Source organism: Methylophilus sp. Q8, assembly GCF_000800115.1.
GTDB lineage: Bacteria > Pseudomonadota > Gammaproteobacteria > Burkholderiales > Methylophilaceae > Methylophilus.
Genome location: NZ_JUHE01000001.1, coordinates 917596 through 936756, shown reverse-complemented (window position 1 = coordinate 936756; position 19161 = coordinate 917596). Strand labels below are relative to the sequence as shown.

Annotated in this window: 18 protein-coding genes; 14 read left to right on the top strand and 4 right to left on the bottom strand. The window is 52.3% G+C overall.

Annotation, left to right across the window (positions count from 1 at the left end; all coding sequences use genetic code 11):
• Nucleotides 1-12: 12 nt before the first annotated feature.
• On the bottom strand, nt 13-711 hold the full coding sequence (locus GQ52_RS04585; protein ID WP_235272966.1) for a hypothetical protein: 699 nt from the start codon (nt 709-711) through the stop codon (nt 13-15).
• On the bottom strand, nt 711-2129 hold the full coding sequence (gene argH / locus GQ52_RS04580; RefSeq protein WP_047515546.1) for an argininosuccinate lyase: 1419 nt from the start codon (nt 2127-2129) through the stop codon (nt 711-713). Before argH ends, GQ52_RS04585 begins: the two co-directional genes overlap by 1 nt.
• A 129-nt stretch (nt 2130-2258) precedes the next feature.
• On the opposite strand from argH, the gene GQ52_RS04575 reads away from it, so the two are divergent.
• Together GQ52_RS04575 and GQ52_RS04570 are read left to right on the top strand one after the other, a co-directional pair.
• Nucleotides 2259-3278, top strand: a complete 1020-nt coding sequence (locus GQ52_RS04575; protein ID WP_019880831.1) for a sensor histidine kinase — start codon at nt 2259-2261, stop codon at nt 3276-3278.
• Entirely contained in the window at nt 3271-4017 is a 747-nt protein-coding gene (locus tag GQ52_RS04570; RefSeq protein WP_047515544.1) for a LytTR family DNA-binding domain-containing protein, read from the top strand. The genes GQ52_RS04575 and GQ52_RS04570 overlap by 8 nt, the downstream gene beginning before the upstream one ends.
• Nucleotides 4018-4033: 16 nt before the next feature.
• Here GQ52_RS04570 and GQ52_RS04565 read toward each other — a convergent pair whose 3' ends face one another.
• Nucleotides 4034-4702, bottom strand: coding sequence for a hypothetical protein (locus GQ52_RS04565; protein ID WP_047515540.1), 669 nt, complete (start codon nt 4700-4702; stop codon nt 4034-4036).
• Nucleotides 4703-4907: 205 nt separating this feature from the next.
• Between GQ52_RS04565 and hemC the strand changes: the two genes are divergently transcribed.
• Both hemC and GQ52_RS04555 read left to right on the top strand, forming a co-directional pair.
• Entirely contained in the window at nt 4908-5852 is a 945-nt protein-coding gene (gene hemC / locus GQ52_RS04560; RefSeq protein ID WP_200884043.1) for a hydroxymethylbilane synthase, read from the top strand.
• A complete protein-coding gene (locus GQ52_RS04555) occupies nt 5849-6616 on the top strand; it encodes a uroporphyrinogen-III synthase (RefSeq protein WP_047515536.1) in 768 nt (255 codons plus the stop codon). Before hemC ends, GQ52_RS04555 begins: the two co-directional genes overlap by 4 nt.
• Here the strand turns inward: GQ52_RS04555 and GQ52_RS04550 are convergent.
• Nucleotides 6613-7278: a filamentous hemagglutinin N-terminal domain-containing protein gene (locus tag GQ52_RS04550; RefSeq protein WP_047515534.1), complete on the bottom strand. Its 666-nt coding sequence runs from the start codon at nt 7276-7278 to the stop codon at nt 6613-6615. The two genes, GQ52_RS04555 and GQ52_RS04550, sit on opposite strands and share 4 nt — an antisense overlap.
• 153 nt (nt 7279-7431) lie before the next feature.
• On the opposite strand from GQ52_RS04550, the gene GQ52_RS04545 reads away from it, so the two are divergent.
• The 10 genes from GQ52_RS04545 (at nt 7432) to GQ52_RS04505 (ending at nt 19154) form a co-directional block, all read left to right on the top strand.
• Nucleotides 7432-7737: a helix-turn-helix transcriptional regulator gene (locus GQ52_RS04545; protein WP_019880837.1), complete on the top strand. Its 306-nt coding sequence runs from the start codon at nt 7432-7434 to the stop codon at nt 7735-7737.
• Between the two features lie 24 nt (nt 7738-7761).
• Nucleotides 7762-9897: a bifunctional acyl-ACP--phospholipid O-acyltransferase/long-chain-fatty-acid--ACP ligase gene (gene aas, locus GQ52_RS04540; RefSeq protein ID WP_047515533.1), complete on the top strand. Its 2136-nt coding sequence runs from the start codon at nt 7762-7764 to the stop codon at nt 9895-9897.
• Nucleotides 9894-11216, top strand: a complete 1323-nt coding sequence (locus tag GQ52_RS04535) for an MFS transporter (RefSeq protein ID WP_047515531.1) — start codon at nt 9894-9896, stop codon at nt 11214-11216. The genes aas and GQ52_RS04535 overlap by 4 nt, the downstream gene beginning before the upstream one ends.
• Nucleotides 11217-11218: 2 nt before the next feature.
• A complete protein-coding gene (locus GQ52_RS04530) occupies nt 11219-12823 on the top strand; it encodes a hypothetical protein (RefSeq protein WP_047515529.1) in 1605 nt (534 codons plus the stop codon).
• A gap of 79 nt (nt 12824-12902) precedes the next feature.
• Nucleotides 12903-13280 carry a hypothetical protein gene (locus GQ52_RS04525; protein WP_047515527.1) on the top strand — a complete coding sequence of 126 codons (378 nt, stop codon included), beginning with the start codon at nt 12903-12905 and terminating at the stop codon, nt 13278-13280.
• A gap of 118 nt (nt 13281-13398) precedes the next feature.
• Nucleotides 13399-13776 (top strand): hypothetical protein, encoded by a 378-nt coding sequence (locus GQ52_RS04520; RefSeq protein WP_019880843.1) that lies wholly within the window; start codon nt 13399-13401, stop codon nt 13774-13776.
• Nucleotides 13777-13849: 73 nt separating this feature from the next.
• Entirely contained in the window at nt 13850-15838 is a 1989-nt protein-coding gene (locus GQ52_RS04515) for an LTA synthase family protein (RefSeq protein ID WP_047515525.1), read from the top strand.
• An 8-nt stretch (nt 15839-15846) separates the two neighbouring features.
• On the top strand, nt 15847-18084 hold the full coding sequence (locus GQ52_RS04510; protein ID WP_369798307.1) for a lipopolysaccharide kinase InaA family protein: 2238 nt from the start codon (nt 15847-15849) through the stop codon (nt 18082-18084).
• A gap of 140 nt (nt 18085-18224) precedes the next feature.
• On the top strand, nt 18225-18296 hold the full coding sequence (gene pqqA, locus GQ52_RS14270; RefSeq protein ID WP_081624291.1) for a pyrroloquinoline quinone precursor peptide PqqA: 72 nt from the start codon (nt 18225-18227) through the stop codon (nt 18294-18296).
• A gap of 87 nt (nt 18297-18383) precedes the next feature.
• The gene (locus GQ52_RS04505) at nt 18384-19154 is read left to right on the top strand and encodes a hypothetical protein (RefSeq protein WP_152604413.1); all 771 of its coding nucleotides are present in this window, start codon (nt 18384-18386) and stop codon (nt 19152-19154) included.
• Nucleotides 19155-19161 lie beyond the last annotated feature (7 nt).

The window sequence follows — 19161 nt, the reverse complement described above, 5'->3', positions numbered from 1 at the left end:
TTACTTTTTAGACTACCACTCTTCCAAAACACCCCAAACCAAACTCAACACCAGTAACAAGATCGCACTCGCCACAATCACCGCCAATTGCGGTGTTTGATAAAGCCTCTTCACTGGCGTCCGCGCAATCGCCTGCGCATTGGCCTGATAGGTTTCCACAATATGTGACTTTGCGGCTGCAATTCGCCCGGTCAAGTTCGACACGGAAAAAGAATACCCTTTTAGCGATCGTCCTTCTGGCAGGCCCAGTTTGGGCAAATGCCACCCGGTCGCGTTTTGTTGCGATGCTTGTGTGAGTTGCACACTCATCACCAACCCAGGTGTGACAAACGCCTCAGTATCGACTTCATCGGCTTTTTTAATGCGGTGGGTGAGGGTGTGCAAGGTTTGCGCATTGGGCACGGCAATGAGTTGTGCGGTTTCACTGCGCTCATCCGGGCGTAGCAGAATGCCGCGGCCCCGACTGAGGGTGATGGATTGCTGCACAAAGCGCTGCTGTAGCACTGGGCTTTGTGGGTAAAGCTTGGCGGCCAGGCTGTTGACGCTTTCACCCGGCAACAGCGGCCACAGCATGGCCTGTTCGTGCTTGGGGTTAGCGATGCCAAGCGCTGCTTGCGTGGGCTGGGTCGCTAATAGGCTGATGGCTAACACCAGCCCCATCATTACCGGGTGTGATTTGCACTTACTCGGTGGATGATGGCGGTGGGGCATCAGCGTCCTAATTGCTGCCTGGCTTGGGCGATGGCGCGGCGCACTTGTTCGGGCGCGGTGCCGCCGGTGTGGTTACGGCTGGCAACAGAGCCTTCGAGGGTGAGTACTTCAAACACGTCGTCGCTGATGGTATTGCTGAAGACTTGTAACTCAGCCAGGCTGAATTCGGCCAGGTCGCGGCCTGATTCCACGCCAGCTTTGACGGCGTGGGCGACCACTTCGTGCGCATCACGGAACGGCATGCCTTTTTTCACCAGGTAATCGGCCAAGTCGGTGGCGGTGGCAAAGCCTTCCAGTGCCGCCTGGCGCATATTGTCGGCTTTGACAGTGATGCCGCGCAGCATGTCGGCATAAATCTGCAAGGTCACCAGTAAGGTGTCGGCTACATCAAACAGCGGCTCTTTGTCTTCCTGGTTATCTTTGTTATAAGCCAGTGGCTGGCCTTTCATCAGGGTCAGCAAGCCGATCAAATGTCCATAGACGCGGCCGGTTTTACCGCGCACCAGTTCTGGTACGTCCGGGTTTTTCTTTTGCGGCATGATGGAGGAGCCGGTGCAGAAGCGGTCAGCGATATCAATAAAGCCGAATCTTGGACTCATCCATAAAATCAGTTCTTCAGAGAAGCGCGACAAATGCATCATCAGCAATGAGGCCGCTGCGTTAAATTCAATGGCAAAGTCACGGTCGGAGACGGCATCCAGCGAGTTCTGGCAGACGCTGTCGAACCCTAATAATTCTGCTACTAATTCACGTTTGATCGGGTAGCTGGTGCCCGCCAGTGCGGCAGCGCCCAATGGCAGACGATTGATGCGTTTGCGCGCATCAGCAAAACGCTCTGCATCGCGATTGAGCATTTCAAAATAGGCCATCAGGTGGTGACCAAAGGTCACTGGCTGCGCCACTTGCAAGTGGGTAAAGCCTGGCATGATGGTGGCGGCATGTTGTTCGGCCAAATCCAGCAACGAGGTTTGCAGCGCGCGGATACCGGCGATGGCGTCGTCGACCACACTGCGCAGCCACAGGCGCACATCAGTCGCGACCTGGTCGTTACGTGAACGGCCGGTATGCAGGCGTTTGCCAGCATCGCCGATCTTCTCGGTCAGGCGTCTTTCAATGTTGAGGTGCACGTCTTCCAGGTCGAGCAGCCATGTAAATTGACCGGCTTCGATCTCCGCCAGAATCTCACCCAATCCACGTTTGATATCTTCTACATCTTGCGCCGAAATAATGCCTTGCGTGCCCAGCATGGTGGCGTGGGCAATCGAGCCTTGAATGTCGAATGCAGCCAGGCGTTTGTCGAAATCGACGGAGGCGGTATAGCGTTTGACCAGTTCGGCGACTGGTTCGTTAAAGCGGCCAGACCAGGCCTGGTCTTTTTGGTGTAGTGAAGATTGTGTGTTGGGTTGCTGAGTTGTCAAAGCAAAATTCTTTCTGCCAAAATTTGCACCTTCAAATTAAACCTTGAAAATTGCCCACTGGTCGCGGCTTGCGCCCGTGGCACTTAATACTTATGATGCTGGCACGACATTATAAACGAACATCACGCCGTGCGTAAAAGTAGCCGCATCCCGAATTTCCGCAATCTGGGCATACACTTACGTGTACTGTTGCTGCATCTGTGTTTGCTGGCATTGCTCACGGTCTATGACGGCCAGTCCGGCTGGAGCGTATCGTCATGGCTAAATGACCTGGCGCAGATTGGCAGCCAGTGGTTGCCGCCACTGCTGCTGGTGATGGGCGCCCTCACGTTGGCGTATCCTGTGATCAACCGCTGGCCTTACCGCTTGGCATTGCTGGTGATTTTTTTGCTGGCGATAGGCATCACCGCTTTGTCTGCCTATGGATACCAGCGCTGGATCTTGCCATTCACATCCGCACAATATTGGCAGGTGATGCTGCTGTGTGTGGCCGATGTGCTGGTGTGTTTATATTATCTCGATCTGTTACAGCGGGCTTATTCGCCCGCCATTGCCGAGGCCCGTTTGCAGGCTTTGCAGGCACGTATCCGCCCCCATTTCCTGTTCAATAGCCTGAATGCTGCACTATCTTTGATCCGTAGCCAGCCGCAACGCGCGGAGACTGCGCTGGAAGATATGGCCGAGCTGTTTCGTGTGCTGATGGCGGATAACCGTGACCTGGTGCCTTTGTCGCAAGAAATCACCTTGTGCCAGCAATATCTGAATATTGAAAAGCTGCGACTGGATGAGCGGCTGCAATGCGACTGGCAATTAGAGGATATTCCACCGGAAGTCATGATTCCGCCACTGATTTTGCAGCCTTTGCTCGAGAACGCCGTCTATCACGGTATAGAGCCGCAGTCACAAGGCGGAGTGGTGCATATTGAAATCAAGCCTAGCGGCAAGAGTTTGCTGTTACGTATCAGTAATCCTTTGCCGCCCCGTAGTGATAAATCTGGCGGCAATAAAATGGCGCTCAAAAATATCCGTGAGCGCTTGCGTTTGCACTACGACCTGGAAGCACAGTTGCGCCAATACGAAGCAGATCAGCGTTATATCGTCGAAATCGTGATTCCAACACGGCCGTTGTCCGAGGTGATGCATGGCTAGTCAGCGTTTGCTAATCGTTGATGATGAGCCACTGGCCAGGCAGCGGCTACGTGATTTAGTGGGGGATGTCGGTGGCTATGAGGTAGCAGGAGAGGCCGCCAATGGCGTCGAGGCAATCAGCATGCTGCAAGAGACATCGGTAGATATTGTGCTGGTGGATATCCGTATGCCGATGATGGATGGCATTGAGCTGGCGCAACACCTGCGTGGTTTGCCCCAGCCGCCCAAGCTCATCTTTACCACGGCTTATGACCATTATGCCGTGCAGGCATTTGAGCTCAATGCCATTGATTATTTGCTCAAACCGATACGCAGTGAGCGCCTGGCCGCCGCCCTAGCCAAAGCGCAGCCACTTCAAGCCGCGCAGTCACAAGCTTTGCAGCCGCTGCAGGAAACGTACGACCACCTGAGCATCCACGAGCGTGGCAAAGTGTTGCTGGTGCCCATCGCAGACGTGCTCTATTTGCGGGCTGAGTTGAAGTATGTGACGGTACGCACGCGTGACAAAAGTTACTTGCTCGAAACCTCATTGAACCAGCTGGAGCAAATCTATGCGGCGCAGTTTGTGCGCATACACCGCAATGCACTGGTTGCACGTGCGGCCATCAGCGGGTTTGAAAAGCAACGGATTTCGCAAGGCGAAGAGGCTGGAGAAACGACGTGGGTGGTATTAATCAAGGGCATTCCGGAGACATTGCTTGTTAGCCGACGTCACCAAAGTGTGATTAAGGCCGCCTGACGGTGGCCTTTTTGCATTATTTCTTCTTCTGCGCCTGATCAATGACCTTGGCAGCCCAATCGCGGCCACCGAGGCCAAAGGCAATCGCCAGCGCTAGGAACACGGCACCAAATACAATCACAAACAGTGAATGTATCAATTGCATGCCAATGCCAAGTTGTTCCAGGGCAATGAAAATCGCCAGGATCTGGATGCAATATTCAGCTGAAGTACTGATGATCAGCGCTTGCTCAAACTTGATGCTATGCAGCCAGGCAAACACCAGGCGGTTGATAAAGCGGGCAAACAAGGTACCGAAAATCACCACCAGGATCGCCACGATAATATGCGGCAGGTAGCTGGCCAGCTCTTTGAGCAATGAAGCGACTTCTGTCAGGCCCAGTGAATTGGCACCGGTGATGACAAACAGCAAGATCACCAGCCAATAGACGACCTGGCTGATAATGCCACTTAAGGTAACTTTATAGTTGGCGCTACGCATAAAGGCTTCGAGGCCGGATTTTTGCGCAAAAGTATCAAAGTGCGAAATTTCAAGAATGCGTTTTACGCCTAATCTGACTGCTTTGGCGACCAGCCAGCCAAAAAACAGAATGACCATGGCAGCGAGTAATTTGGGTACAAAATGGACCAATTCGACCCAGAATTGATTGAGAGAAGAAAGAAAAATTTCAAGTTGGTATTGCATGGATAGTCCTCCATTTTTATCATTGAATAGCGACTTTTCTAGCCACTTCGGGTTGCTATGCAGGCATCAGCATAACTCAATCCGACTGCCTTGGCGAACAAAAGGTTCATGTAAAGGTGCGTCTTAGCCTGGCACGTAAGGGGCGCAGAAGTCTGCCGATGCCGTGTTAAAATAGCGCGCTAAATCCATCATAGGTAACATCGTTGTGAGTACATTTAATCCTCCAGCCAAGCTAGTCATTGCCTCGCGCGAAAGCGCACTCGCCATGTGGCAGGCCAAGCATATCCAGGCCAGGTTACAGGCCTTATATCCACAATGTGACGTCAGCATTTTAGGCATGACCACCACCGGCGACCAGATTCTGGATTCCCCGTTGTCGCGTATCGGTGGCAAGGGTTTATTCGTCAAAGAGCTTGAAAATGCATTGGCCGATGGCCGTGCGGATCTGGCTGTGCACAGTATGAAAGATGTGCCCATGCATTTGCCCGAGGGCTTTATGCTGACCGCCACCGGTGAGCGTGAAGATCCGCGCGATGCGTTTGTCTCTAACGACTATGCCAGCCTGGAAGAACTGCCTGATGGCAGCGTGGTGGGGACCTCAAGCCTACGCCGTCAAAGCCAGATACAGGCGCGTTTCCCTACGCTCAAAATCGAATCTTTGCGTGGCAATGTGCAAACCCGCTTACGTAAACTGGATGAAGGCCAATATGCGGCGATTATTCTGGCGGCGGCCGGGCTGATCCGCCTGGAGTTAGGTGACCGCATCAAAGGTTTTATCGATCCGGCAGACAGTATTCCTGCCGTCGGCCAAGGTGCCTTAGGCATAGAAATCAATGCTGCACGCACTGATTTGAGAGCCATTCTGGCGCCGCTAAACCACCAAGACACTGAGTTGTGCGTGCTGGCCGAGCGTGGCTTTAGCCGCGCATTGGCAGGTAGCTGCACCGTGCCACTGGGCGCTTATGCCACCAAGCAGGGCGACACCATCACCATGCAAGGGTTTGTCGCCAGCGTCGATGGCAAGCAAATGCTGAAGGAAACCGTGACCGGCAATGCGGCAGATGCAGAAAAACTCGGCCAGCAATTGGCGCTGCAACTGGTCTCACGCGGTGCCGATAAAATCCTGGCCACACTGGACGGCGTCAAATGACACTCTCCTTGGCTGGGGTGCATATCGCGGTGACGCGTCCACCCGAGCAAGCCACCAAGCTCACTGCGGCGATCATCGGTGCAGGCGGTGCAGTCATTTCTTTTCCCTTGCTTGATATCAAAGGCTTGGAAGATCTGACCGCGTTTAATGCGGCGGTCACGCCGCTTAGCCAGTTTGATTGGGCTGTGTTTATCAGTACAAATGCCGTGCAGCATGGCATGCCTTTGCTGCAACAGGCAGGTATTTCGCCATCGCTCAAATTTGCTGCTATCGGCCCAACCACCGCTGCCAGTTTGCAAAGCTATGGTGTTGCAGAGGTACTGACACCAAGTGAGCGCTTCGATAGCGAAGCTTTGCTGGCGCTGCCTGAGTTGCAGTACATGCAAGGGCAGCGGGTGCTGATTGTGCGTGGCGTCGGTGGGCGTGAATTGCTGGCGGATACCCTGAAGCAGCGCGGCGCTGAAGTGGTGTTTGGTGAATGCTATCGCCGCGTGAATCCGCAAAGCAGCGCCCAACGATTGCAGCAAGCTTATGCTCAAGGCCAATTACATGGCATTGTTGTCACCAGTACCGAAGCCTTGCGTTTTTTACTGGCGCTGGCTGGTGATGGCGACTGGTTAAAAGCCACTCCTTTATTCGTCAACCATGCCCGCATTGCCGAGCAGGCGCGTGCATCCGGTTTGACCGCATTCAGCGCAGACCAGTCTGGCGATGTCGCCATGCTCAGTCTGCTGAAAACCCATCTTTCACCTATCGCTGGCTAATTGTTTGAGGTTTGTTTGTTTTTGCGTCTGCAAGCCATGACTCCCAGGCCAGCCAGTATCATCATATAGCCATCAGGCTCAGGCACCGCAGACACATTGATGCCTGCGCTATTAATAGGCGTGAGGCGCGATGCATTGGCTAATAGCAGGCTTTGTGCGGTTGTGACTACTAGGCTGCCTGCCAAATTTGGACTATATCCCGTGATACGGTTTATGACGCTTGAACTGGCTGTTCCCATGTTGAAAACGACACTTGAATTCAAGCCTATATTAAATGCCTGCCACGCAATCACCGGGCGCGGCGACCAAATGTCTAAGGGCGTGGCGCCACTGGTGAGCACTGCTGTGTGCGTGATGTCGAATAGTACGTTGCTGCCAATGGTCAAGTTGCCGGTCAGGTTTGATAAACTGATTTCCTGCGCGTACAGGCTGAGGTTGTTCAGTGTCAGGTCTCCACCTGCGAACAGTGATATCAGACTGTCAGACTTTAGCCACCCACCATCCAGGCTTAGGTCCCCAGTACAGGCTAATGAGATCCCACCGCCTGCTGACAGCGACAGGTCGCCGGAGCAACTCGTGCTTGCTAGGCTGATTTCTGCACTGGCGTGACTCGCCAACGGCAGGCAGGCAAGCAAACAGGACAATACTGACAGGCGTAACATCTCAACCACTCCTTTACATGCGGCATTGCAGTGTAATAGGGCGCGCATCAACGTTGGATGATGCTTTGGTGAAGCGCAGACTAGTCCATGGCCAGGACAGGATTGTATGATGGTGCTTGACAAAACAAACTAAATAACTAATTATTTAGTTATATGAAAACAGTGACCCAAGTTCCAGAACCCTGGAATGCCATTTCCGAGCTATTTGTTGCATTGGGTGATGCCCATCGGCAACGGATTTTGCTATCGTTCGAAAAAAACGAGCGGCTCACCATTCTGCAAATTGTGGAGGGCTCGCAGTTGAGTCGTACCGCAGTGACACATCATTTAAAAGTACTCGAACGAGGCGGTGCCTTGCAGAGTGAAAAGATCGGCCGCGAAGTTTATTTTTGGGTCAATCAGCCATTCATGCAGCAGGCACTGCAAAACGTGCTGGACTATATTAAAGACGAAATATAAAAAGAATTTAACCGGGAGCAAACCATGTTGGTCAGTGTATTAAGGGGTGTATGTCGTCTGTTGTTCCGAGTGCGTGTCACCGGGCTGGAGAATGTGCCGCAGGAAGACAGATTGTTGATTATTGCCAACCATGAGTCTTTTCTGGATGGTTTGTTGCTGGGCTTGTTTTTGCCCAAGCGCGCGACCTTTGTCGTGCATACCGGCGTGTTGAAGAATATTTTTTTCCGCTGGTGGTTAAAGCTGACGCCACATTTGTCTGTTGATCCGGCCAGCCCTCTGGCGATGAAGAAAGTGGTACAGCGCCTGAATGCGGGCGAAAACGTAGTGATCTTTCCTGAGGGCAGGATTACCCTGACGGGCGCCTTGATGAAGGTGTATGACGGCCCCGGTTTTGTGGCGGCTAAAACAGGCGTCAAAATCCTGCCGGTGCGCGTCGAAGGTGCCGCCCAGTCGTATTTTGGCCGTTTGTCGGATGTGCATCCGCGCAAGTTATTACCACGCGTGACCCTGAAAATTTTGCCGCCGACGGAAATCCGTATTGAGCAACACGGGCATCATGCGCCACTCACGGCCAAGCAGCGCCGCCGCATTGCCGGTGAAGCCATGCGCAGCATCATGCAGCATATGCTGTTTAAAACCCAGCAAAGTAAAAGCCTGTTTGAAGCTTTTCTCGACACCATGGATAAATACGGTGCCAAGACACGCATCATCGAGGATATGAACCAGATTGAGGACACCTATCAGGAGGTGCTCAAGCGTAGCCTGGCGCTGGGTCGCATTGCCACCAAGGTGAGCCAGCCTGGCGAAGCGGTCGGGGTGTTGATGCCTAATATCACCAACACGTTGGCGCTGGTGCTGGGGATGAGTGCCTTTAAAAGAATCCCTGCCATGCTTAACTACACGGCTGGTGCGGATGGCATGCGCAATGCCTGTATCGCCGCCAATATCCGAACGGTCATCAGTTCGCGCAAGTTTATTGAAGCGGCCAAGCTGGAAGAAACGGTCGCCCAAATGAGCGATTTGAATATTGTCTACCTTGAAGACCTGCGTGGCCAGTTTGGCATGTTGGATCGCGCCTGGCTCATGGGTTACGCCTTGCTTTACCCGCGCGCGGCGATGGAACCTGTGACTGCCGAGGATACGGCGGTGATTTTATTTACCTCCGGTTCTGAGGGTAAACCCAAGGGGGTGGTGCATAGCCATAAAAGTATTTTGGCCAACACGCACCAGATCCTGGCGACACTGGACTTCAGCCCGGCTGATAAATTCATGATGGCCTTGCCGCTGTTTCACGCCTTTGGTTTTACCGGTGCGCTGCTGCCTTTACTCAACGGCATCCCACTGTTGCTGTTTCCATCACCACTGCAATATAAATTGATCCCGGAAGTGATTTACGACAAAGGGTGCACGGTGTTTTTCTCCACCAGCACCTTTTTGGGCAACTATGCCAAATATGCGCACCCGTATGACTTTTATAAATTGCGCGTGGTGTTTGCCGGGGCAGAAAAGCTCAACGAAGAAGTACGCAAGATTTATCATGAAAAATTTGGCATCCGCATTCTTGAAGGTTATGGCACCACCGAATGCGCGCCCGTGGTCGCTGCCAATACGCCCATGGCCAACCGCAACGGCAGTGTCGGCCAATTCTTTCCTGGGATTCAATACAAACTTAGCCCGGTGCCCGGCATAGAAAAAGGCGGCTTGCTGACGGTGAAAGGCGACAACATCATGCAAGGCTACTATTTGTACGACAATCCGGGCGTGCTGGTCGCGCCGAAAGATGGCTGGTATGAAACGGGCGATGTCGTTGAAGTGGATGCTGAAGGCTTTATCCATATCAAAGGTCGGGTGAAGCGTTTTGCCAAAGTGGCTGGTGAGATGGTCTCACTGGAAGTCGTTGAAAAGATTGCCAACACCGCTGCACCCGAGCAGCAGCATGCAGCTACTACCGTGGCAGATGCCAGCCGTGGCGAAAGCATTGTGCTCTTCACCACCGATGCCAAACTGAAGCGCGAAGACTTGCAAATTGTCGCCAAAAACCTGGGCTCGCCCGAAATTGCCATTGCACGTAAATTGATCGTGGTTGAGCACATCCCGGTATTGGGTACCGGTAAAACCGATTATGTCACTTTGAAACAAATGGCGGAGCAAGCAGCATGACCAATCCATTCAACTTACTCAGCCAGCAACGCTTTGGCCCCTTTTTCTGGACACAAGGGTTAGGTGCGTTTAATGACAATGTATTTAAAACCGCATTGATTACCCAGGTGGCTTTTAACACGTCCAGCCTGACCACATTAGATGGCGCAACATTGGCCACTTTGTTGCCTGGCCTGTTTATTTTACCGTTTTTCCTGTTCTCAGCCTCGGCCGGGCAATTGGCGGACAAATATGAAAAGTCACAGATTATCCGGCTGGTGAAGGTGCTGGAGATTTGTATCATGCTGTTTGCCAGTATCGGCTTTTTAAGTCGCAGCTTGTTGATGCTAGCGCTGGCACTATTTTTAATGGGCGTGCATTCCACCTTGTTTGGCCCGGTGAAATACTCTTATTTGCCGCAGCATTTACAGCCTACGGAGCTTACTGCCGGTAATGGCCTGGTTGAAATGGGTAGCTTTGTGGCTATTTTGCTGGGGCAAGTATTGGGTGCCTGGTTAGGTAGTCTGGAGCAGCATGCCTTGTTTACCAGTTTGAGTGTGTTGCTGATAGCCATCTCTGGCTATCACTTGAGCCGCGGCATTCCGTTGTCACCGGCCCCTGTGCCTGCAATCACCATTAACTGGAACCCGATCACCGAAACCATCAAAAATGTGCGCACGTTTTGGGCGCAGCAAACGTTGTGGGTGGCGATTGTCGCCATCTCCTGGTTCTGGTTTTTTGGTGCGACCTTGCTGGCACAGTTTCCTAACCTGGCGAAAAATGTGTTGCAGGGCAGTGAGCGCGACTTTATTAGCCTGTTATCGATTTTCTCGGTCGGCGTGGGTGTGGGCTCGGTCTGGTGCGAAAAGCTCTCCAAGGGCAAACAGGAGTTGGGCCTGGTCATGCTGGGTGCGGCAGGCATGTCATTATTCGCCTGGGATTTTGCCAACACTGCCAGCAGTATTCAGCAACAGTTATTAGCCAATCCAGCACTGACTTTGCATGCACTGGCCGGGATGGATTATTGGCGCATGTTGCTCGATGTGGCATTGCTTGGCGTGAGTGGTGGCCTCTATATTGTGCCACTGTATGTATTGCTGCAAAGCCGCGCTGAAGCGGGCTATCAGTCACGCGTGATTGCGGCTAACAATATTATGAATGCCTTGTTTATGGTGCTTTCGGCTGGTTTCTCGGTGTTGCTGTTTGGTATGGGTATCAGTATTCCGCAATTGTTTGCCATCACGGCAGCGGTCAATGTGCTGGTCGCCATTTATCTGTGTTTTCGCCAGCCGGAATATTGGCATACCGTGCGTGCTTACCTGTGTGGCTTGAGAGGATAAGCATGCGTCGTATCGTGGGCGTGGGGTTAGGTTTGGTTTCGTCGCTTGCCTGTAGTGAGCCTGGAGGCGATCAATTGGGCTTATATACACAAAACCAATTTCAAACGGTTGAGGGGGATTGCCAGCAATGCCAGGCGTCACCACAAGCCTTATGGTATTTTCGTCATGAAACTTTTGCCTTGCCGCAAAGTGGTGCGCCGGTGGTCAGCTTTGATGCCAGCAAACGTGGCGTTGAAGATACGCAGGCATTAAATCCGGATGCATTGCCCGCCTTGGTGTGGACGGGCGCCAGTCAGCACTGGTCGGCACTGACCTTAAACGCTGAGGTAACTGCAGTCACTAGCGTACAAGGGGATCGATTTGGTTTTAAATTGGTGCCTAAGATCGTCAGTAATCGTTCTTATTGGAACGCCGAAACCAGCCGCTATCTCAGCCAAAAGCCACTGTCGATCCGTGGTGAGTTGGAGGGAAAAACGCTGGTGGCACGCACCGTCTGGCCGCAACCCTTTAAACTCAATCTCACTGCTGGTACACAGCCTTTGCAGTCAGGAGAAAGCCTGCAATCACTGGTACAGTTTGCCAATGGTGGCGCACGCAGCCCTTACCAAAGCCGCTTGTTATGGGAGAAGTCACCCGGCGCAGCGCAACAGTCGCCCGGCAAAGCCGCCCTTGGTATTTTACTCAATGGTGCGCAAGGAGATGACGATGAAGCGCATGGTGGGCATTTTGCGCTGGCCACTGGCGTTGTGGGTGCTGACGGTGATTATGCCTCATGGTTGGTGAACAATTATTACAACCTGGCCAGCAATAGTGAGAAGGGCATCATTGCCGGCGTGACGCCGTTTGATAAATACATGGGCGACCTCAATAGCGGCCAGGCATTTTACCGCCCGTCTTATATGCTGGTGGCGGTGTTTAGCCAGCCGGAGATTCCCAAACAGGTGCAAGCACTGAATAACCGGGTGTTCGAGCATTTTTACCGCAACGACTTTGTCTATGACCACGCGTTGGAAAACTGCGCTGGCATCAGCATTGATGCGCTGCGTCAGTTGGGCTGGCAAGTGCCAAAACGTGGTGCCGAAAGCCTGCTCAAAGCCAGCGCCGCTTACTGGTATGTGGCGGCGACTGAGCGCAGCTTGCAAAAAGGCCGTGCCATTTATGATTATCTCAACACAGAAATGACCAGGCTATTTCCAGCCGTGGCGTTTGATGCGATAGGCAACGATTTGCTTAAAATCGCCCAAACGGCCAATCAATCAACCTTGCGCTCTGGTGCTATGCAAGCTATGCCAGGGCAGCTTGAAGCTATTTATTTTGTACGTATCCCGCAAATTCCATCCAGTCGGGCATATGGGTTGGCACCTGTGTATAGCTTTGCGCAATATTTGCAACAAGCTCCGGCGGACAGAAGCCAGTGGCAAATTATCCCGGTCACGCCAAATCCATTGCCTGAACAGCTGAAGGTGGGGCCGGCGCGCAAGCCAGATGCACCTGCGGTATTGCCGATACCGGCGATTCTGTTTTTAATCAGTGTGATTGGGCTCGCCTGGGTATTGCTGAAAGGACTGAGGCACTTGCTAAGGCGCGCTCTTCCTACAGCAAAATAAGCAAAGCACGGATAAGCAGGATTCATGATTCCCTTTTAAATAAAAATGCCAAACCACATTTTTTATTTAAGGACAAAAAATGAACAAATTACTGATTGCATTGTTGGTTTCTGTGATTTCAATCACGTCTTCTTATGCGGCTGAAAGCAAAGATGACGGTGCAACATTAGGAACGTCTAAAAGCCCGCAAGTCGACCGGCAGCAAAGCCGAACAGACAAAGGGCCTATTGGTAGCAGTCAAGATGGAGTGCCTAATGATGCTAGCAACCTGGGTAATTCGGAGAGTCCTCAGGTTAAAGACCAGGCCCAACGCACGGACAAGGGCTCGGCCGATCGACCCATTAAAAGGCACAAAAACAAAGTGCTGAGGAATAAAGACGAAAAAGCCGGGACGACGCACGGAAATCCTGTGCAACCGACAGAATATGAAGCAGCACCGCCAGCGACGACCAATTAAGGTGGCGGGTATCACGGGATTGCTTGGGCAATCCCATTTTTCTGCAATGCCATGGCATCGTCTGCACCTTTATAATGAAAGCCTGTCTTAGCTTTAACTCAATCAAAAGAAGCGCTTTATGTCATTGGCTAGCCAACGGAAACTGATTCTGACCGCGATCATTTGTTTATTGCTCTACCAGGTAGGTAGCTGGATCACCATTGTGGCAGGCGCCGTGTGGGGCGCAGGGGCGGCGGTGATTGTGGCTGTGGTGTCTTATCTATGTGCACGTTTGGCGAAGCGTGGGGCGACCAGTACGATCTGGTTTTTAATCCCCACTTTATTGTTTACAGTGATTCCTCTGCTGGCAAAGGCATGGAGTTTATTGACCAGCCAGACCGGTATTGTCGATATGCTGGTTGACCTGGTACCGCTGCTGGTCGGGTTTGTGATTCCGGTAGGATTGCTGTCCGCGGTGTATCTCGACTTGCGCAAGAAGTCTGTTTTGCCCGAGTAGCTTAGGCCCTGCGCGAACAATCGCGAATTACCCGTTATAATCACACGCTTGAATCCCATCTGATTAAGCAAACATGCAATCCAGTTATTTCGGCAAACCACGTTCTTCTTCAAAACTCTGGGCAATCGGCCATTGCTTTGGCCCATATGCGCCGCTCATTGTCATGTTGATCAGTGGGTTGGTCTTGCTTTCACTCACGCGTCTGGGCCTGGTGGCCTGGAAGTGGGAGCGCGTACAAGCCACTGGCGAGCTGTGCCAGATTCTGCTGCAAGGCGTACGCGTCGATGTGATCCAGCTGGGTTTGCTGGCCATTATTCCTGTATTGCTCTCGCCCATATTAGCCACACGCAAACTGTTCAAGGTATGGCGCGGATTCACCTACTGGTGGGTATTGCTGTCACTGGTGTTGCTGGTGTTTCTCGAAGCGGCCACGCCAGGTTTTATTCTCGAATACGATGTGCGTCCTAACCGTATTTTTGTCGAATACCTCAAATATCCGCATGAAGTGTTTGGCATGTTGTGGCAAGGCTTTAAGACTGAACTGATATTTGGCCTGGTGATGACGATCGTTGCTTTTGCCGCCGTGGCCAAGCTGCTTAACCCATGGCGTCAGGCTGAGGCCAAGTGGGCAAGCCCAGCCGTGTGGCTGGTGTGGCCATTGGTATTGGTGCTGACGGTATTGGGGATACGCTCATCACTGACGCATCGCCCGGCCAATCCTGCCCTGTTTGCCATTACGCAAGACAGCATGGTCAACAGCCTGATCCTGAATTCTACCTATTCAGTATTTTACGCCGCCTACAGTTTGCAGCACGAAGCGAAATCAAGTGCGATTTATGGCAAGCTGCCGCGTGAAAAAATCTTTGCGCTGACTGGTGCACAAGAAGCTGACATTCCTACATTGACGACATTGGTGCCTGGCATCAAGCGCGACAAACCGTTGAACCTGGTCATTTTGCTGCAAGAAAGTCTGGGTGCGGGTTTTGTTGAATCGCTCGGCGGTAAGCCGGTGACGCCCAACCTGGAAAAACTCAAGAACGATGGTATCTGGTTCACCCATCTGTATGCGACCGGTACGCGCTCAGTGCGCGGTATTGAAGCCGTGGTGACTGGCTTTCAGCCGACACCGTCGGATAGCACAGTAAAACTGGATTTAAGCCAGAAAAACTTTTTTACGCTGGCATCGTTATTGTCCAAGCGTGGCTACCTGACTGAGTTTATTTACGGTGGCGAGTCGCACTTCGACAATATGCGCAGCTTTTTTATGGGTAATGGTTTTCAGCAAATCACCGACCAGCCGGATTTCAAAAACCCGGTGTTTGTCGCCAGCTGGGGCGCGTCAGATGAGGATTTGCTGAATAAAACCCACGAGCAGCTCATAGCGCATCATGCCAGCGGTAAGCCATTTTTCACGCTTGCATTCAGCTCTTCTAACCACGCGCCATTTGAATTCCCTGATGGCCGCATTGAGTTATATGAGCAACCGAAAGCGACTGATAATAATGCAGTGAAATATGCCGATTATGCGATTGGTGAATTTATTAAAAAGGCCAAAGCCAGTCCTTACTGGCAAGACACGGTATTTCTGATCGTGGCTGACCACGATATCCGCGTGCGCGGCGATTCGCTGGTGCCGATTGAGCACTTCCATATTCCGGCCCTGATTCTGGGCGGGGCCGTGCAGCCAAAAACAGTGGATGCGATTGCCAGCCAGATTGACTTGCCGGTGACGGTGTTGTCATTAATGGGCATAGAAGCGCAGCATCCAATGACTGGCAAAGACTTGTCGAATGTGAGTGCTGACTATCGTGGCCGCGCTTTAATGCAATATAACTACAATTTTGGCTGGATGCAGCAAATCGGGCCAACGGTGGCAGAGAATGAGGTCGTGGTGCTGCGTGAAGGCAAGCCTGCTGCGTTTGGGCATTACGATCCGTCCAGCAAGCAATTGCAAAATACGGCCGTGCCTGCTGACGGGGCGGCCCTGGCCGAGCGTGCGCTAGCCAACAGCCTGTTACCGGCGTTGCTCTATAAAGAGCAGCGTTATCGCTTGCCGCAATAGGGGTTGTTTTGAATAAAGCACAACCTTCGATGCTCACCCGCCAGGTCATGATAGATGGCCTTAAATATATTGCCGCGGGTGGGTTATGGCTTAAAAACAGCCATCTGCCAACCATTAACCACACGATTCCTGATGATTTCATCGGCCTGTGTGTTGCCAGCAATGCAGATCCTGCCACTGATGACTACGTGCTTGCGCAGTTGCAAGCATTGGGCGTTAAACGCGTGCGCCTGGATATCAGTGATGATGATGCGCGACCGTTCCAGGAGCGTTTCTTGCGACGATTGCTGGCGGCGGATTTCTCAGTCACGCTGCATGCGGTACAGCCTTATGAGGCAGCCAGGAATATGCGTAGCAACGCGGCACAGGCCAACTGGAAGCAGTTTGTCAGTGAGCTGCTGCAAAGTTATGCGACAGGCATCGCGGCGCTGGAGATAGGCAATACAGTCAATCGCAAAAAATGGGCAGGCTATGATATGCCCGGCTTTATGACGGCCTGGCAAATCGCTTACGATCTGGCCAGGGAATATCAGGTGGTGGTGGTTGGCCCTAATATTCAGGACTTTGAACCCTTATACAACATCAGCCTGCTCAAGACCCTGGGCGAAGGGCGTCGGCTGCCGGATGTGCATAGCAATAATCTGTTTGTGGAACGCGTAGTCGAACCTGAACTGGCAGATTTCCGCATCCTCAAGCATAAGTGGACGCGTGCCCTCAAATTCAACCTGATTAAGAAGGCCAAGTTACTGCAAAAGATCGGTGATGATCTCGGAGTGCCTACGCTGGTGTCACCGGTGGCATTTTGGGCGATTTACCGTATCAAGCGCCGTTTTCCAGATGGCGCACAGAAGCAGGCCGATTATGTCACACGTTATTTCACCTTGCTCGCTGCGGCAGGCGCGTTACGGCATGCCAACTGGGGAGCATTTGTCTGCCATCGTGAAGGCTTGATTGATGATGGCTTGAAGGATGCTGATTACCCAGCGCTGGAGCGCGTTGCTTATTACAAGTCAGCTGATGGCGTGGTGGCTGATTATCAGCAGAATCCGAGTTTTGCTGCCTTCAGAATGGTTAGTTACTGGTTGAATGGCGCGCAGTATATTGCGCCGGTCAGCACCGGCAACGGTCTCGAAATTCACCGCTTGCAACAGCATGGGCAAGCCGTGCATATTGCCTGGACCGTGAATGGCCAATGTGCGTTGCTGGACCAGATTTATTCACCGCACAGTTTGCAGCAAGCGCAGATATTCAACCGCGATGGTGAGCGTGTGCATGATCGCACCATGCTGACAGAGTCGCCGCTTTACCTGGTGTGGCCACAGACCGAGCAGATTGTATTGCGTACGACACGGCCAGTGTTGGACGGCGCCGTGATTCACGCACACATCGCAGGGCAACAGTATTTCCCGATTCAAGAGGGCGATTGGCGTGGCATGATCCTGGCGGCGAATGCCGAACAAGCGCAACAGTTGTGGCAGGCCTGGCATCCCGAGGCCTTACAGCCACCTGCTAAAGCAGAGGCTTTGCGCCATGCCAGAAATGCCATCTGGTCACTGCCGGATCCGCGAGACGCTACGCAGCAAGTGACCGTGAAAAAGCCGGTACGCATGTATTGGCACAAAACCTGGCTGGACAAACATAAACCGAGCAAAGCCAAGCGCAGCTGGAATGGGGCGATGGAGTTATTGCGCCGTGGTGTGGGGACGGCGATGCCGCTCGCTTATATCGAGCATGCCAAGGACCCGACCTTGCGCCGCAATTTTTATATCTCTGCTTTTGTGCCACACGATTTTGCTATTTCAAAAGCCTTTCTGGCGTTTAAGCATGGTGAAACCCAGTTTCAAGGCATTGCTGCCGAAACCCTGTATCACGCCTTTGCCCGTTTCTGTTTGCATATGCACAACTCAGGTATTTATTTTCGCGATTTTTCTGGCGGCAATATCCTGGTGCAGCGGCAGGGCGAGCAATTACAGTTTGTGTTGATCGACACCGCGCGCCTGCACGCAACGCCAACCGCGACCATGATCAAACAACGCCTGGCCGACTTGACGCGGGCGCTACATAAATTGCATTGGGATGGTCGCAAACAGTTTTTGCAAATGTATCTGGGGATGACCGGGCGCAGATTGCAAGGGAAGTTTTTATGGCCGTTTTATGTCTATGACTTTAAAGTGTCGCTCAAGCGCACAGTGGGGCGCAAAGGCATACGCAAGCTGTTGCGCTATATCAAATCCCGCTTTGCTTAAGGGGTATATCAGGCCACACTCATGAAAATCATGAATGCATGTTGCGTAGTTTAATCACGACAAGCGCACCGGGCAGTTTTAATATGGTCACACGTTGATAGCAATCGCTAGAACGAAATCAGGATCAAGGAGAAATGACTATGTGGACTAAACCAGCTGCTACCGAAATGCGTTTCGGCTTCGAAGTAACTATGTACGTTATGAACAAATAATTTGTTCTTAATGGCATGAACGGGCGCTTAGGCGCCCGTTTTTATTTGATATTCGCTGCAAAACTTTTTACGGGCATGCAGTCTCAAATGCACAGATCATTGACGGCGCCTGAGAATATGCAAAAAAACACGGTTTGTTTAGCGCACTGCGTTACCACGATAGGCTTATTGTGTTATCACCTGCCTGTGTCGGCTTGTCTGGATGCACAGGCGTTGAATGTATTGGCAGATAAGGAAATGCAGTACATGCTACAGCGCATTCCGCCAGCGTTTGCTGATGCCGTGGCTGACAAATTGATTCAGGGCCAAATGACGACACAAACACCCGCTTCATGTCAGGCGCATTGGCGATTGAGCGTACCTGCGGCCGATGTTGCCGAAGCACAAGCGCTATTACAGGCAGAGCCTGCCAAGCAAATCATGCTGGCCGCACAAGGCTACCAGATTCCCGAGCAGCCCATCCTGGACGCTGACTTTGTCGTCGATGTTGCTAGTTTGCAAGTGAAACATCAGGAAACCTTGCAAACTGCGCCTTTAGGCAAGTTGCGCGCCAGTGTTGAGTTGATGTACGCCATGCTGACCCAAGCCAGGGCTAACGGCCAAAGTGATGCACAGCCATGGACGGGTGCTGACAAGCAAGTGCTAACAGCGGATTGCCAACAGTCGCTCAACGTGAAAGCGCCTGCTGCCTGTCAGTGTTATGTTGATGGTCTGGCAGAAAAATATACAGCACGCCAAGTGAGATACAACCGCTATCTGTCTAGCAATCCCTATGCATTTGCCACTGGCAATGGCGCTGAATTCAAGCAATTGGATAAGAAGTTACAAGCAGATTGTGGCCTGACTTCACCACATTAACAATAGT